Source organism: Mailhella massiliensis (assembly GCF_020741395.1).
Classification (GTDB): Bacteria; Desulfobacterota; Desulfovibrionia; order Desulfovibrionales; family Desulfovibrionaceae; genus Mailhella; species Mailhella massiliensis_A.
Map to the genome: position 1 here is coordinate 1 of NZ_DYZA01000145.1, position 14704 is coordinate 14704.

Below are 14704 nucleotides of genomic sequence, written 5' to 3' on the forward strand. Positions count from 1 at the left end.
GGGCTTCGGCCCGGAAAATCTGGCATGCGCCGCCGTTTTTGTGGTGAAGCTCGCCTCCGACACCGTCATCGGCATCGCCGACGGCATCGAGGACAGGGAACGCAACATAAGGACACGTCTCGCCGACTACCGGAGCCGCCTGCGTGAATCCCTCTCCCTCTACGCCAGGCTTGAGGAGCTCTTCCCAGAAAAGAATGTGCCCGCCCTTCTGGCCCGACCCGACGCCCTGCCGAGAACCCTGAAGTCCATAGAACCACGCCTGTGGCTCGATATGGTCATCAACGCTCTCGACCTCATGTATTTCTGGTACTATCAGCCCCGGGCCAACTACGCCTTCCGCATTTCCCTCCAGCGCTTCTCGCGCAGCGAACGGGTGGTGCTTCTGCGCATGCAGCAAATCCTCATGCTGGAGCGCGAGGTGAGCCAGCTTCTGGTCAACGGCCTTGTGGGCCGCAACTTCGCCGCGCCCCTTTCCTTCTACCTGGCCCGCAACGAGGAATACCTGCATAAAATGAAGGAAGCCTGCCTGCCTGAAGAACAGAAAAAGACAAGGCAGGCTTGAAAACCGCCCGGCAGGCGTCCCCGGAACATCCCGGCTTCTTCCGGCTCTTCGGCGCAGCCGGCTGCCATACGCTGAAAAAGGCCGGGACTGCCTCCCTACCAGTTCTCAAGGCCGCCCGTCGCGGCAAGGGCCATGTAGAGCACGATGCCCACCGAGGTGGAAAGATTGAGGCTGCGGATGCAGTTTTTGATGGGGATGCGTACATGCGCCCCGGCCATTTCCTGTACCTCAAGGGGCAGCCCGCAGGATTCCGGGCCGAAAAGCAGGCTGTCGCAGGCCGTGAAGGCAAAATGCTGCACAGGCTCCCCGCGCCTTGCGCTGGTGGAGACAAGGCGCCTGCCCGCGCCGTCCGCCATGAGATACTCCTCCAGAGAAGGCCATACGCTCACCTCCGCATACGGCCAGTAATCCAGCCCGGCCCTGCGCAGGTGCCTGTCGTCGATGGAAAAGCCCAGAGGCTCGATAAGGTGCAGCCTTGTGCCCGTGCCCGCGCAAAGGCGGGCGATATTGCCGGTATTCGGCGGTATTTCCGGGTGATAGAGAACAATATGCAGCATGATTTCATCCCCCCGGCCGGAAACGTCCGCTCCAGGGCAAAAAAAGAAAACGCCCGAGCAGACGCACGGACGAAGAAAAAGACGGCAGAACCCATATCCTGCCGAAGCACAAGGAGTATGAAGGGGCGGCCTGCCGCCCCACACATCAATGGTGCTTGTTGGGGGAGGTCTTCTTAATATAGGTAAGGGCGCAGACGACGGAAACAATGCCTATGAAGAAGAAAAGGAAATCCATGACGCTCTCCTGAGCTTGATGCGGTTTATCTTTGCCGTAAACCGCCCTGATGAATACGGGGCTGCTTCCATACCGGACGCCGGGAGCACACGCTTTCCCCTGCGCGGGGCACGTGCCCTCCGCAGAAAAGGCCCGCATGAGGGTACTACTTTATGGAGTATACCTTCAACATGTCCTTTGTGCAAGAGGGGCGCGGCAAGCCCGGCTTCTGTCCTCCCGGGCTCTGCATGGCCGCGCCGTTGCGGGGAGGCGCTTCCTGGGCTATCATGGCGTGGATTCACCCACCTTCTTCGGGGCATGCCGCAGGCTCGAACCTGTTCTCTGCGGGAAACGCGACAAACAGCGTCCGCAGGGCGGCACAGCTCAGGGAACACACCATGATCCGCGCAGACCTTCATACCCACACCAACCATTCCCACGCCCGCGACAGCGTACGGCAGATGTTCGAAGCCGGGCAGGCAAAGGGCCTTCTCGTACAGGGTTTTTCCGAACATTCCCCGCGCCCTCGGGGCTACGATTATCCCAGCGAATACCGCGACCACCTCGCCGCCACCTTCAAGGATTACCTTGCCGAGGTGGAAGAGCTCAAAAAGGAGCAGGAGCCTCTGGGCGTCACCGTGCTTCTCGGCCTGGAAGTGGACTGGCTGGAAGAGGAAGTCCCCTTCATCCGCGACATGATCGCCTCCCATCCCTACGACTATCTCATCGCGGGCATCCATTTTCTGGGCCGCTGGGGCTTCGACGCCTCGGCCTGCGACTGGGAAAAACTCGGCCGGGAGGAGCGCTTCCACCTCTATTCGCGCTACTACCGCACCATGAAGGCCATGGCCGAAACGCGCCTTTTCCATATCGTGGCGCACCCGGACCTCATCAAGATCTTTTCCGTGGACGATTTCCGCCGCTGGCTCGCCCTGTCCGCCAGCATGGACCTTGTGGGCGACGCGCTCACCGCCGTGCGCGATGCGGGCATGGCCATGGAGATTTCCTCCGCCGGCCTGCGCAAGCCATGCCACGAAATCTATCCCGGCCCGGAAATCCTGCATCTCGCCTGGCAGATAGGCCTGCCCATCACCTTCGCTTCCGACAGCCACAGCACCGAACAGGTGGCCTGGAGCTTCGATACGCTGGCCCGCTATGCCGCTTCCAAAGGCTGGAAGGAAAGCCTCGTGTTCCGGCGCGGGGAAGTCTTCCCCATGCCCTTCACGGCAGACTGAAAGCCGAAGCCCCTTCCCCTCCCGCAGGCAGTACCCCTCACAGAAGGCCTCCGGGAGGGGGAGGCTTCTGTAACGGCCGCTTGACCGCTCATGCGGTGCGTTGCACAAGACTGCCGCGCGGGCCTTCGCCCCGGCAGGCACGCCTCATCCACGGCCTCTTTCGCCCCGCGCAGGAAAAATTCCGCCGAGGCCTTCCCTCTGCCGGAAAAAGAGAAAACTTCCCCGAAAAAAACGCAGCTCCGGCGTCTGTATATCGCCCACGCATCCCCTCCCCGAAATGCTCAGCCCTGAAGGCCTTTGCGGCAGAGCCGGGATCCTACGGCTCCCTGCGGTGCCGGGCCGGGGGTACACGAAAAAGAAAGCAGATCGCAAAAAAGACGGCAGAAGCGCATGCTTCATGCGGAGCATAATGTCCCCTTCCCGAAAAAACTGCACAGGATGCCGGAAACGCCCCTTCCGGCTCGGCACTCCTGCGGAGAAAAGGAAAAGAGGGGCCGCATTCCCCCCCCGTCCGGCCCCGGCAGTCTGCAATACTTTGCAAGCTTTCCGCCCTTGGCAGCGGAGGAAAGCGTGATTATTCTCTCCTCCATGGCCACTTTGCCAGTCAACATCAGGAGCGATTATGACCAGCCAGATTAAAACCCTACTGCTCATGGCCGGCCTTTCCGCCGTACTCATCGTCATGGGCAGCGCCCTCGGCGGGCGACAGGGCATACTCATTGCCCTTGTGTTCGCCGTCGTCATGAACATCGGAAGCTTCTGGTTTTCCGATAAAATCGTGCTGTCCATGTACCGCGCGCAGGAACTTGCCCCGGAAGACGCACCCATGGTGCACGGCATGGTGGAAGAGCTTGCGCACAGGGCGGGCGTGCCCAAGCCCAAACTCTACATAGTACCGCAGGAGGCCCCCAACGCCTTCGCCACGGGGCGCGACCCGGAACACGGCGTCATAGCCGTGACGGAAGGCATCATGCGCCTGTTGCCGCCGGAACAGCTGCGCGGCGTGCTGGCCCATGAAATGGCCCACATCGCTCACCGCGACATTCTCATCCAGACCGTGGCGGGGGTGCTCGCCTCCGCAATTACGGCTATTGCCAACATGCTCCAGTTCAGCATGATCTTCGGCGGCTCGCGCGACGAGGAAGGAAACAGCAATCCCCTTGCGGCCATTGCCATGATGATACTCGGCCCCCTGGCCGCCGCCCTCATTCAAATGGCCATTTCCAGGCGCCGCGAATACATGGCCGACGCCGCCGGAGCTTCCTACTGCGCCGACCCCATGGCCCTTGCCGGGGCGCTGAACAACCTCGACGCCTACAGCCGCCACATCACCATGCAGGCCAACCCGGCCACGGAGAACATGTTCATCGTATCCCCTCTCACCGGGGATTCCCTGCGCCGCATGTTCAGCACGCATCCGCCCATGGAGGAACGCATCGCCAATCTTCAGGAAATGGCCCGCACCGGCCGTTATCCGGGCTGATTGCAGCAAGCTGAAATTTCCGGGCAATCCCCCCGAAAACGGCGCTCCGCCGCTCCGGGCGGGGCCGACGCATGCGTCGGTCCCGCCCTTTTTGCGCAGGGCACACTTTCACCTTGCTTTTCCCCCGGCTTTACGCCACCCTTGCAGCCATACCCCGGATGATATTTCCCCGCACAGGACATGCCATGATGATTCCCCTTTTCTCCGCGCCTCACAATTTCGCAAGGCGCGCCCTGGAAGAACTTTTCCCCGTCCTTGATCTCGTCATGCCCATGACGGGCCAGCAGCGGCGCGACCTGCCCCTTGCCTGCCGCGACCTTTCCGCCCTGCTTACCACGGAACGCGACGGCCTTGCCCGCCCCTACTGGACCTCGCCGAGGCTCACCTCCGCGTATCTGCGCTATTTTCTGCCTTGGAACCTCGTCCGCCTCTCGGCGCTTCTGCCCGGGCTCGACTTCGGGAATATTCCGGAAGAGCCGCTCATCCTCGATATGGGAAGCGGCCCGCTCACCCTGCCGCTCGCGCTGTGGATATCCCGGCCGGACCTGCGCTCCCGCCCCGTGACTCTCGTAGCGAGCGACACCACGCCCCATATTCTTGAACTCGGGCGGGAAATCTTCGAACACATGCGCGAAAGACTCGACAACGAAAGCCCCTGGACCATACGCACCATGCGCGCCCCGGTCGCCCTTGCGCCGCGCCGCCTGTATGCAAAGCCCGGCGCGCTGTGGCTGGCCAGTATGGGCAATGTACTCAACGAAATGGAGGAGCGCCGCGCCAAACCCGGGCACAGAATGGGAGAGCGCATGCGCGAGCTTCTGGAAAGCACCTGGGACATGCTCGGCGAAGGCGGGCTCATCCTTGCCGTGGAGCCGGGCACACGCCAGGGCGGCCGCCTCATCGCACATCTTCGCAAAAGCGCCCTGGGCGGCGTGGAAGAGGAGTCGGAATTCGACGACCTCACCGCCTTTGCCCTGCGCGAGGAACAGGCCGGAAAACGATTTTTCCCCGATGATGAAGGTGTGGATGAGGAGGACGGCGACGATTTCGGTCTGCCCCCGCTCTTCACCCCCCTTGCCCCCTGCCCTCATGCGGGCCGCTGCCCCATGCTCGACCGGCGCTCCACGGCATGGTGCCATGTGAACGCTCCCGCCGAAGGCGCGCCCGAAGCTCTGCGCACCCTTTCCGCAAAGGCCGGGCTGGATAAAGATTCCATAAGCCTGTCCTTCCTTGCTCTCAGAAAGCTGGAAGAAGGCGAACTGCCCCCCGAAGCGCCGCGCCCCAAGGCCGGGCCTGTACGGGCCCGCATCGTTTCCGACGCCTTCGTCGTACCCGGATATCCGGGCCGCGCCCGCTATGCCTGCACAAACCTCGGGCTCGCCCTCATTCCCGCTTCCTCCCACCTGCCCCCCGGCGCGCTCTGCTCCTGCCTGCCCACAAGGGAACGCGACATGAAATCCCGCGCCGCCATACTCCGGCTGGAAGACGACGCGCCGCATAACATCTCCTTCAGGGAACATCCGCGCGCAGAAGGAAGGCGGGAAGGCGACGCGCCCCGGAAAAAAGGAGGGGAAGAACGGCGGCCTTTCCCTCAAAAGCGCGAAGGATCCCCCTTCCCCCGGCGGGAACAGGCACGGAGGGAGCGCGGACACGGCCGCTTCCCGGAAAAATCCGGCGCATCCCGCAGGCCTGAAGGCTCCCGCGGGCCTTCCCGGGGAGGAAAAAAGCCCGGAAAATGATGCCGCACACCCCTTCCCCGGCAATTTTTTACAAAACAAAAGCCGTTGCCTCTGGCTTTTTTTCGTGAAAAGAGCATACTTTTTTCACCCGGACAGCAACGGGCCACTCTCGTAAGGAGCTCTCCCATGAATTCTTCCATCGCCATCATAGCCGCTATTGCCGTCATTGCCGTCATCGCGGTTCTTTTTCTGAAAAAAAAGAACACCCCCGTACAGAAAGAGGAAAAGTCCGGGGAAACGGGTTCCCAGGGCGATCCCGAATTGTACGCCCTCGGGATGAACCCCATCTCGCCAAAGCCCATCATGTACGCCCTCACCACCTGCCAGCACTGCAAGAACACCAGGAAATTCCTCGACGCCAACAATGTCGACTACACCGTCATTTATCTGGACGAGTATTCCGGCTCGCAGCGTTCCGATCTCATGGAAAAAGTGCGTACCTACAATCCCCGCGGAACCTTTCCCACCATTCTCGTGCCCGGCGGGAAGGTGATTGTCGGGTTCCGCAAACAGCTCATGCAGGAGGCACTGTTTCATGACGCCGGAACAACTGCTTGATTGCCTGGCAAAAAGCGCGGCAACAAAAGGATACTATCTTCACGCCGACCGTGAGCACTGCCTCGGCACGGCGGAAAGCCTGCTCGCCAACAAGGAACGATATGGCTACATGTGCTGCCCGTGCCGTCTGGCCTGCGCCGACAAGCAGCAGGACAGCGATATCATCTGCCCCTGCGTGTACCGCGACGACGACATAGCCGAATACGGAGCCTGCTTCTGCTCCTTCTATGTTTCAGGAGAGCACAAGGACGACCCTGACTTCTTCCCCGACGTGGAAGAACGCCGGGACCCCTCGCGCGGCCTGTAATAACAGCAAAAATCCTTGCCCGACCTTGCGGCGCATGCCATACTTTTCCAAACGAAGAAAAAGGAGCCGGTTATGCGCCGCATGTTCTTTTTTGCCGTCCTGACGGCCTTTCTTCTCTCCTTCCCCCATCCAGCGCCCGCCGAAAACGCGTCTGTGAAAAACATGCGCCTTCTCAAGGTGGTGGCTCTCGGCCGCCACGGCGTGCGCCCGCCCACGCAGTCGCCGGAGACTCTCGCCTCCTGGAGCGCGCGAAGCTGGCCCGACTGGGACACTCCCCCCGGATATCTCACTGCACGAGGCGCGGCCCTCATCCGCGCGGAATGGGAAGGCCTGCGGGAAGAACTTGCCTTCAACGGCCTTCTACCCGCCGCGGAGTGCCCGGCAACCGGCAGCGTTTTCGTCTATGCCGACAACGAGGAACGTACCCTTGCCACGGCGCGCGCCCTTCTGGAAGGCCTGGCCCCGGGCTGCGGCATGGAAGTCTTCTCCCTTCCCGAGCGCCGCGACCCCGTGTTCCATCCTGTGAAAAGCGGCTTCATGCCTGCCCCGCAACTTTCCGCGCAGGAAAAAAACGAGCTTGTCCGAACTCTTTTTGCCGTGCACGCGGATGTGGAAAAAAGCGTGGCGGAGCTTTCCTCCCTGCTCGGCCCCTCCCCGGCAATGTGCATGCCCGGCCAGGCTTCCTGCACACTGGAGGAGCGGCCCACCAACCTGAACCTCCCCGAACCGGGTGCGCGGGCGGAGGTCTCCCTGAAAGGCGGCCTGGCCATGGCCTCCACCCTTGCGGAAATTCTGCTTCTGGAAAGTCTGGAATGGCCGGAAAAGGCGCAGATGATCCCGGCCGGGACGCCCGTTCTTCTGCCGCAGGGGCCGGGCACGCCGGTGGAACAAAAAGCAAGGGAGATCATCCTGGCCCCGCGTTCCGACATGCCCGGAACCGTGCCCCTGCCCCTGAGCCCGCGCTGGAAGGCCGTCCTCCCGGACGGGAAAGGGCCCGTCATGGTCAACCCGGCGACGGCTCTGCGCCTTCTGCCCGTACACACCAAAGTGCAGGGCGCCGTGCAGCGCTTCCCCGCCGTGGCAAAACAGGAAGGTCTGCCCCTGCTTTACCTCATGGCCGAAGCTCTTGCCGGTACTTCCCCCGTCAAGGCGGCCAACAAGGCGCAGCTTGTCGTCTTTTCCGGGCACGACACCAATATGGTCAATATCGCCGGCCTGCTCGGCCTGCACTGGGACAACGGCCCCTTCCCGAAAGACAGCACGCCCCCCGGTTCCCTGCTCGCGTTCAGCCTCTGGGAAACCCCGCAGGGCCGCATGGTGCAGGCATCCTTCCTGTGCCAGAGCCTGGCCGCCTTCCTGAGCACCGATCCGGCCGTCATGCGCGATGCCGACCTGCATCACGCACAGCTCATCCTGCCCGGTTCCCTTGCAGACAGCCCTGCGGGCCCTGCCCTGCCGCTGGAAGAATTCCTCGCCCTCGTGCGCGGCATGGCAGGAAGCGACCTGTCCGCAAGGCTCGCCGAGCTCTTTGCCGAAAAGGCAGGCTGAGATACCCGTGCCCTTTTTCCTGCGCCGCGTGCTCCCTCACCGGGGCGCGCGGCGCTTTTTCTAGGCTCTCCATACCTTCATGAAATCCGCCGGGGCCCCTCCTTCGTCAATATGCCGAAGAAGCGCGCTGCCGAACACGGCGGCATCGGGACGGAGAGGTTCCGGCAGGGCGGCGAGCTGCCCCGGGGAACGCAGGCCGAAGCCTAGGGCCGCAGGCAGGGAAAACACCTCGCGCACGCGGGAAAGCACCTCCGGCACTTCCGGGGGCAGATGGTCCCTTTCCCCCGTGGTGCCCATGACGGAAACTACATACACATAGCCTTCCGACACGTCGGCATAGAGCTTCATCCGCTCCTTCGGGGTGTTCGGCCCCACCAGCGGGATAAGGGCCAGGCCGCGCGCGGCGAAAAGCTCCCGTATGCCCGATGATTCATCATAGGGCAGGTCAGGCACGATGAAGCCGTGCACACCGGCCTCTTCTGCATCCCCGGCAAGCTTTTCCAGACCGTATTGCAGGAAGGGATTGGTGTAGCCCATGAGCACGAGGCCGGCCTTCAGCATGCCCCGCCGCGCCTTCAGTTCCTCAAGGACTCCCCTGAGCGTCACACCCTCCTTGAGGACTCGCTGCGAAGCCTCCTCCACCACCGGGCCGTCGGCCACGGGATCGGAAAAAGGTACTCCGATTTCCACAATGTCCGCCCCGTTCTCATCCAGCTCCCGGAGCACCTCCCAGAACCTTTCCCGCGAAGGAAAACCTGCGGTAACAAAGGGGATAAGCGCCGTGCGGCCCTGCGCGCGGGCATGGCGGATCTTCTCTTCCAGAATATGCATAATTTTCACCTCTACAGGCCCAGGGCCTTTTCCACGATATCCATGTCCTTGTCGCCGCGGCCGGAAAGATTGACCAGCACGCGGCTCTTCGGCGCAAATTCCTCCCGGTGCTCCAGCACATGGGCAAGGGCATGGGAAGATTCCAATGCAGGAAGTATGCCCTCCGTGCGGCAGAGCTTCTGGAAGGCGGCAAGAGCCTCGTGATCGTAGGCTACGGCATACTTCACGCGGCCCGTGGAAGCGAGGTAGGCGTGCTCCGGCCCCACGCCCGGGTAGTCCAGCCCGGCGGAGATGGAGCTTGAGGGCAGTATCTGCCCTTCGTCATCCTGAAGCAGCAAGGTGTATTCCCCGTGCAGCACGCCGGGGCGGCCGAGATTGACGGCCGCCGAATGGAGGCAGCGCGACTCGCCCGTGCCTCCGGCCTCCACGCCGATGAGGCGCACCGACGCATCCGGCACAAAGGGCGCGAACATGCCTATGGCATTGGAGCCCCCGCCCACGGCCGCCACCACGGCATCGGGAAGGCTCCCCGTCTTTTCCAGCATCTGCGCGCGGGCTTCACGGCCTATGACGCTCTGAAATTCCCGCACAAGGTCAGGGAAGGGATACGGCCCCGCCGCCGTGCCGAAGCAGTAATGCGTACTGCCCTGAAGGGATATCCATGCCCGCAGGGCGGCGTTGATGGCGTCTTTCAAGGTGCGGGAGCCGCTTTCCACGGCCACCACCTCCGCGCCCATGAGGCGCATCCTGCGCACATTGGCAGACTGCCGCTCCACGTCTTCAGCCCCCATGAACACCGTGCACGTCATGCCGAGCCTCGCCGCAGCCGCGGCCGTGGCCACGCCGTGCTGGCCTGCGCCCGTCTCCGCGATGAGGTTCGTCTTGCCCATGTAACGGGCAAGCAGCGCCTGGCCCAGGGTATTGTTGATCTTGTGGGCTCCGGTGTGCAGAAGATCCTCCCTCTTGAGCCAGAGCTCGAAGCCCAGCTCCTTTGAAAGCGAAGGACAGAACGTGAGCGGCGTCTCGCGCCCCGCATAGTCGTGCAGCAGGCCGCCGAGCTCCCGCTGAAACTCTTCCGAGGGCAGAATGGCGGCCATGGCCTCTTCCAGTTCCACAAGCGGCGGCATGAGCAGCTCCGGCACGAAGCGGCCGCCGAATTCGCCGAAATATCCTTTCTTCACCGTATTTCCCCTTCCGGCCCGCGCCTGTTGCAGGTCGTGCAATGCCCCGTGTCCTGAAAACTCCCGCCGTGGGACTGTTCCCAGCGCCGCACCGCGGCGACGGCACGCACCATGAGCGCTTCGTCCTTCACTCCGGGTGCGCTTTCCAGTTTTGAATTGAAATCAAGCCCGTCCGGCACGCAGAAGCCGAGGGCCCGCGCCGCGTTCTCCGGGCCGAGCCCGCCGGAAAGGAACCACGGGCGCGGGAAAGAAAGGCCGCGCAGGGCCTCCCAGTCCAGCTCCCGGCCGCTGCCCATACCCGCATCAAGCAGGTACATGCCGCATGTCCCGGCAAAGGCGGCGATATCCTCCTCAAGCTCTTTCCGCGAGGCGTACTTTGCGGGCCAGAGCACGCGGATGACGCTCTCTGCCGGAAAGGCGCGGGCAAAATCCGCGCTCTGGCCCCCGTGAAGCTGCACATAGTCCAAAGAGGCCGCGCGCACGATATCTTGTATCTCCTCCGCACTCTGATGCACGAACACGCCCACCCTTTTCATGCCGAAGGTCTCAAGGCGCGCCGCCTGAAGGGCCGTGACGTTGCGCGGGCTTTTTTCATGGAACACGAAGCCGCAGAACTCCACGCCGAGCGAAGCCGCTCTCTCTATGGCTCCCTGATCGCTCATGCCGCAGATCTTAATCCGCATCTTCCGCCTCCTGTGTGCCGAGAAGCGCGGCGAGAGCCTCGCCGGGCCTGCCCTCTTCCATGAGGGCCGAACCGACGAGCGCCGCGGAAAAGCCCCGCTTCGCGGCTTCCTCAAGATCGGCGCGGCAGCTCATGCCGCTTGCCGCAATCCACAGTTCCCCGGCCTTCGGCGGGCATTTTTCGATGAGGCGAAGACAGGCCTCCCTGTCCACCCGAAGCGAGGCCAGATCCCGGGCGTTCACCTGAATGACGTGCGCCCCGCTCTCGCGGGCAAGGGCAAGGTCTTCTTCGTCAAAAACCTCAACCACGGCCTCCACCCCGCCTTTTTCCGCCCTTTCGCGCAAATCGCGCAGGGTACGGGCCGAGGGTGTGAGGCGGACGATGAGCAGAAGGGCCGAGGCCGGGGTCGCCAGCGTGGCCGCCACCTGTGCGGGATGGAAGAGAAAATCCTTGCGCAGGAGGGGCAGGCGGCTTTCCCCTCCCTGCCCCATGGCAGACGCCATGCGGGAAAGGTAGGAAATGTGCCCGTGGAACCAGCGCTCCTCCGTGAGCACGGAAAGGGCGGCTGCTCCCGCCTCCTTGTACTGCCGGGCCACGTCCTCCGGCTCCAGGCTCTCGCAGATCACCCCGCGCGAAGGCGAGGCCCTTTTGTATTCCGCAATCACGGCAAGGGGGCCCGCCCCGCCCCGGGCAAGGGCACGGGAAAAGGAGGGCCGCTCCCCGCGCCACGGGCGAAGCTTTTCCGCACCCAGCCTTTCAAGCTCCTCCACTTCCCGCCTCTTGGCCTCCATGAAACGCTCAAGCCCCGTCATGACAGCACCCTCATGCCCGCGCCTTCCTCCACGCCCTTCCGGGCCATGGCCACACATTCCTCAAGGCTCTTGTCTTCTTCCAGCATATAAATGGCAAATGCCGCGTTCACCACAACCATTTCGCGCATGGCCCGGGGCCCGCGCCCGGCCAGAATTTCCTTGAGCACGGCTGCGGCCTCCTCCTTGTCGCGCACTTCCAGGTCTTCCGGCTCGCAGGGGGAGAAGCCGTAGCGCGCCGGATCGAAGATGATTTCATCCATCACGCCGTCGGTAATGAGCACGATGCGCGTCTTGCCCATGGTGGTCAGCTCGTCGTATCCGCCAGCGCCGTTGAACACCGCCACCTTATGGAAGGGGCGCTTCTGGAGCGTGGCTGCTATGAGGTCCACCTGTTCCGGGTCGCCCACGCCCATCATGAGATAGTCGGGGCAGGCGGGGTTCAGCATGGGCCCCAGCATGTTGAACATGGTGCGCATGCCGAGCTGCTTGCGCACCGGCCCCACGTTGGCGAAGGCCGGATGGAAATAGGGCGCGTACTGGAAGGCGAAGTTTCTTTCCTTCAGCATCTCCACAATGGCGTCCGGATCCTTTTCCATAGGGATGCCGAGGCCTTCCAGAGCATCCGCCGCGCCGGAGGTGGAGGACACCGCGCGGTTGCCGTGCTTGAGCATGCGGTAGCCCATGCCCGCAAGGGTGAGCGAGGCGGCCGTGGAGCAGTTGAAGGAATGTTTGCCGTCGCCCCCGGTGCCCACGATATCGATGCACTTTTCCGGAACGCCCGGTACCTTCACGGCGCGGGAAAGCATGATGCGTATGGCCGCGGCCAGCTCGGAGGGCTTTTCCCCCTTCATGCGCAGCCCCATGAGCAGCGCCCCGGCCTGGGCGGGCGTCATGGTGCCGTCCAGCATGGAGCCGAAGGCCACTTCCGCTTCCTCTTCCGTGAGATCCCTGCCCCGGGACACGGATTCCAGAATGGAACTGATGGTGGGTGCGGCCTGCACCGTGGGCAGGAGGCTTCCGGGGAAATTCTCCAGAAGGCGCAGGCCCTCCGGCGTAAGTATGGATTCGGGGTGATACTGCACGCCTACCCACGGGCGATCCTTGAAGCGTATGGACATGACCTCGCCCTGAGGGCCCCGCGCCGTGACGGCAAGAAGCGGATTGGTGTGCGCATCGTCCAGCCGAAGCACCAGGGAATGGTAGCGCCCCACCACCATGGGGTTGGGCATGCCCCGGTAAAGGCCCTTGCCGTCGTGCACGATTTCCGAAGTCTTGCCGTGCATGATGACGGGAGCGCGGGCCACTTCCGCCCCGGCATAGAGCCCCAGCACCTGATGCCCGAGGCACACGCCGAGCACCGGGATTCTCGGGCTGAGCTGACGAAGAAAGTCGAGACAGGACCCGGCCTTTGCCGGATGCCCGGGCCCGGGGGAAATGCAGACCATGCGCAGGGAAGGATCGTTGGCCAGATCCACCAGGCCGGGGTCGTCGTTCTTCACCACACGGGGCCGGTGCCCCAGGCGGCAGAAGGCCTGTACCAGATTGTAGGTAAAGGAGTCGTAATTATCGATAAGAAGGAACATGGAACTCTCCCGGGGTAAAGCATGCCTGGCGCATGATAGCCGACTTGTTGCAGACTTCCTTCCATTCCAGCGAAGGGCTGGAATCGTGCACGATGCCGCTGCCCGCCTGCCAGTACAGACGCCCTTCCCGCACCCACATGCTGCGTATGGTGATGCCGGTATCGAGGTTCACGCCGTCCTTGTCCAGTCCGAGCCAGCCTATGCAGCCCGCATAGGGGCCGCGCGGCGCCTTTTCCAGCTCTGCAATGATTTCCAGCGCGCGCAGCTTGGGAGCGCCGCTCACCGTGCCCGCCGGAAAGGTTGCAGAAAGCACGTCCACCGCATCCATGCCTTCTTCGAGCTCGGCGGTGACCCGGCTTGTGAGGTGCATGACGTGGGAAAAACGCTCCACCATCATGAGCCGCTCCACCTCCACGCTGCCGGGCAGAGCTATGCTTCCGAGGTCGTTGCGGGCAAGATCCACCAGCATCATGTGCTCCGCCCTCTCCTTGGGGTCTGCCAGAAGGTCGGCGGCGAGCGCTTCGTCCTCATCCACGCTCCTGCCCCGGCGGCGCGTCCCGGCGATGGGCGCGGACAGAAGCTTTCCCCCGGTGCAGCGCACCATGACTTCCGGTGAAGAGCCGAACAGCGTAATGCCCGGAAGGCGCATGAAAAACATGTAGGGCGAGGCGTTCTCGCTCCTCATGCGGCGGTACAGGGTGAAGGCGTCGCCCGTAAAGGGTGCGCTGAACTGCGCGGAAGGCACCACCTGTATGGCCTCGCCCGCGCACAACATCTCCCTTATGCGCTCTACCGCGGCCTCATATTCCGCCCTGCCCGGCATGTCGGGAAGGATACGCTCCTCCACCATGGAGCGAGCGCCCTCATCCCGCCCGCTGCGTACCTCCCGGCGTTCGCCGAGGCACAGCTCGGCGAGGCGGTTGTACATGTGATCGAAAAGAAGGAGCGTGCCGGGCAGGCAGAGCACACATTCCGCCTCTTCCGGCTTGAGGAATTCCGCCACCTTGGGGTGGAAAAGCCCGGCCATGCCGAAGCCGAAATAGCCGCACAGGGAACGGGTGATGGGCGGAAGATGCGCGGCCTTCGGGTCGGGCAGTATCTCCAGGGAGCGCATGAGCTGCCTGAGCCCCTCTACAAAGGGCATGCCGGAAAAGGCGGTCAGGGGCGCGAGGCGCTCATCTTCCGCGCGGCATACAAGCTTCCCTTCCCGGCACGACACATAGAGCGCCATGTCGAAGGCCAGCACGCTGTAGCGTCCCCATCGGCCGTCCACTTCCGCGCTTTCCAGCAGGATACCGTGCCCCTGCCCGGCCATGCCGAGGAAAAGGCTGATGGGCGTGTCCATGTCCGCCGGGAGCCAGCGGACGCTCTGACGCAATCGAAGGGGAAACGTGTGGGCTTTCATGTCGACA

General features: G+C 63.3%; 13 protein-coding genes and 1 pseudogene. 7 read left to right on the top strand and 7 right to left on the bottom strand.

What is annotated here, in order from left to right; all coding sequences use genetic code 11:
- Window positions 1-562: pseudogene (locus K8W16_RS07175) on the top strand (hypothetical protein); the annotation flags it as partial.
- Between the two features lie 95 nt (window positions 563-657).
- Here K8W16_RS07175 and K8W16_RS07180 read toward each other — a convergent pair.
- The gene (locus K8W16_RS07180; protein WP_304122497.1) at window positions 658-1116 is read right to left on the bottom strand and encodes a tRNA (cytidine(34)-2'-O)-methyltransferase; all 459 of its coding nucleotides are present in this window, start codon (window positions 1114-1116) and stop codon (window positions 658-660) included.
- Between the two features lie 408 nt (window positions 1117-1524).
- Between K8W16_RS07180 and K8W16_RS07185 the strand changes: the two genes are divergently transcribed.
- The 6 genes from K8W16_RS07185 to K8W16_RS07210 all read left to right on the top strand — a co-directional run bounded on the left by K8W16_RS07185 (window position 1525) and on the right by K8W16_RS07210 (window position 8203).
- Window positions 1525-2568, top strand: a complete 1044-nt coding sequence (locus K8W16_RS07185) for a histidinol-phosphatase (RefSeq protein WP_304122471.1) — start codon at window positions 1525-1527, stop codon at window positions 2566-2568.
- A 622-nt stretch (window positions 2569-3190) separates the two neighbouring features.
- The gene (locus K8W16_RS07190) at window positions 3191-4051 is read left to right on the top strand and encodes a zinc metalloprotease HtpX (protein ID WP_304122472.1); all 861 of its coding nucleotides are present in this window, start codon (window positions 3191-3193) and stop codon (window positions 4049-4051) included.
- Between the two features lie 185 nt (window positions 4052-4236).
- Entirely contained in the window at window positions 4237-5790 is a 1554-nt protein-coding gene (locus K8W16_RS07195) for a hypothetical protein (RefSeq protein ID WP_304122473.1), read from the top strand.
- A 126-nt stretch (window positions 5791-5916) separates the two neighbouring features.
- Entirely contained in the window at window positions 5917-6348 is a 432-nt protein-coding gene (locus tag K8W16_RS07200; protein WP_304122474.1) for a glutaredoxin family protein, read from the top strand.
- Complete coding sequence (locus K8W16_RS07205) at window positions 6326-6655, top strand: ferredoxin-thioredoxin reductase catalytic domain-containing protein (RefSeq protein WP_304122475.1); 330 nt, start codon at window positions 6326-6328, stop codon at window positions 6653-6655. Before K8W16_RS07200 ends, K8W16_RS07205 begins: the two co-directional genes overlap by 23 nt.
- Window positions 6656-6727: 72 nt before the next feature.
- Window positions 6728-8203: a histidine-type phosphatase gene (locus tag K8W16_RS07210; RefSeq protein WP_304122476.1), complete on the top strand. Its 1476-nt coding sequence runs from the start codon at window positions 6728-6730 to the stop codon at window positions 8201-8203.
- Between the two features lie 60 nt (window positions 8204-8263).
- Here the strand turns inward: K8W16_RS07210 and trpA are convergent, their stop codons facing one another.
- From trpA to K8W16_RS07240, 6 genes are read right to left on the bottom strand one after another with little or no spacing between them, the layout of a single operon-like run.
- Window positions 8264-9034: a tryptophan synthase subunit alpha gene (gene trpA, locus K8W16_RS07215; protein ID WP_304122477.1), complete on the bottom strand. Its 771-nt coding sequence runs from the start codon at window positions 9032-9034 to the stop codon at window positions 8264-8266.
- Window positions 9035-9045: 11 nt separating this feature from the next.
- The gene (gene trpB / locus K8W16_RS07220; RefSeq protein WP_304122478.1) at window positions 9046-10215 is read right to left on the bottom strand and encodes a tryptophan synthase subunit beta; all 1170 of its coding nucleotides are present in this window, start codon (window positions 10213-10215) and stop codon (window positions 9046-9048) included.
- Entirely contained in the window at window positions 10212-10898 is a 687-nt protein-coding gene (locus tag K8W16_RS07225) for a phosphoribosylanthranilate isomerase (RefSeq protein WP_304122479.1), read from the bottom strand. Before K8W16_RS07225 ends, trpB begins: the two co-directional genes overlap by 4 nt.
- On the bottom strand, window positions 10888-11709 hold the full coding sequence (locus tag K8W16_RS07230; protein ID WP_304122480.1) for an indole-3-glycerol-phosphate synthase: 822 nt from the start codon (window positions 11707-11709) through the stop codon (window positions 10888-10890). Before K8W16_RS07230 ends, K8W16_RS07225 begins: the two co-directional genes overlap by 11 nt.
- Window positions 11706-13292, bottom strand: a complete 1587-nt coding sequence (gene trpD / locus K8W16_RS07235; protein WP_304122481.1) for an anthranilate phosphoribosyltransferase — start codon at window positions 13290-13292, stop codon at window positions 11706-11708. Before trpD ends, K8W16_RS07230 begins: the two co-directional genes overlap by 4 nt.
- Window positions 13273-14697: an anthranilate synthase component I family protein gene (locus K8W16_RS07240; protein WP_304122482.1), complete on the bottom strand. Its 1425-nt coding sequence runs from the start codon at window positions 14695-14697 to the stop codon at window positions 13273-13275. The genes trpD and K8W16_RS07240 overlap by 20 nt, the downstream gene beginning before the upstream one ends.
- Window positions 14698-14704: the final 7 nt, after the last annotated feature.

Excerpts from the sequence above, each read along its gene's own strand:
- K8W16_RS07225 (WP_304122479.1), bottom strand. The coding sequence starts at position 10,898 with ATGCGGATTAAGATCTGCGGCATGAGCGATCAGGGAGCCATAGAGAGA.
- trpD (WP_304122481.1), bottom strand. The coding sequence starts at position 13,292 with ATGTTCCTTCTTATCGATAATTACGACTCCTTTACCTACAATCTGGTA.
- K8W16_RS07230 (WP_304122480.1), bottom strand. The coding sequence starts at position 11,709 with ATGACGGGGCTTGAGCGTTTCATGGAGGCCAAGAGGCGGGAAGTGGAG.
- K8W16_RS07190 (WP_304122472.1), top strand. The coding sequence starts at position 3,191 with ATGACCAGCCAGATTAAAACCCTACTGCTCATGGCCGGCCTTTCCGCC.
- K8W16_RS07210 (WP_304122476.1), top strand. The coding sequence starts at position 6,728 with ATGCGCCGCATGTTCTTTTTTGCCGTCCTGACGGCCTTTCTTCTCTCC.
- K8W16_RS07200 (WP_304122474.1), top strand. The coding sequence starts at position 5,917 with ATGAATTCTTCCATCGCCATCATAGCCGCTATTGCCGTCATTGCCGTC.
- K8W16_RS07205 (WP_304122475.1), top strand. The coding sequence starts at position 6,326 with ATGACGCCGGAACAACTGCTTGATTGCCTGGCAAAAAGCGCGGCAACA.
- K8W16_RS07195 (WP_304122473.1), top strand. The coding sequence starts at position 4,237 with ATGATGATTCCCCTTTTCTCCGCGCCTCACAATTTCGCAAGGCGCGCC.
- K8W16_RS07185 (WP_304122471.1), top strand. The coding sequence starts at position 1,525 with ATGTCCTTTGTGCAAGAGGGGCGCGGCAAGCCCGGCTTCTGTCCTCCC.
- K8W16_RS07240 (WP_304122482.1), bottom strand. The coding sequence starts at position 14,697 with ATGAAAGCCCACACGTTTCCCCTTCGATTGCGTCAGAGCGTCCGCTGG.
- trpA (WP_304122477.1), bottom strand. The coding sequence starts at position 9,034 with ATGCATATTCTGGAAGAGAAGATCCGCCATGCCCGCGCGCAGGGCCGC.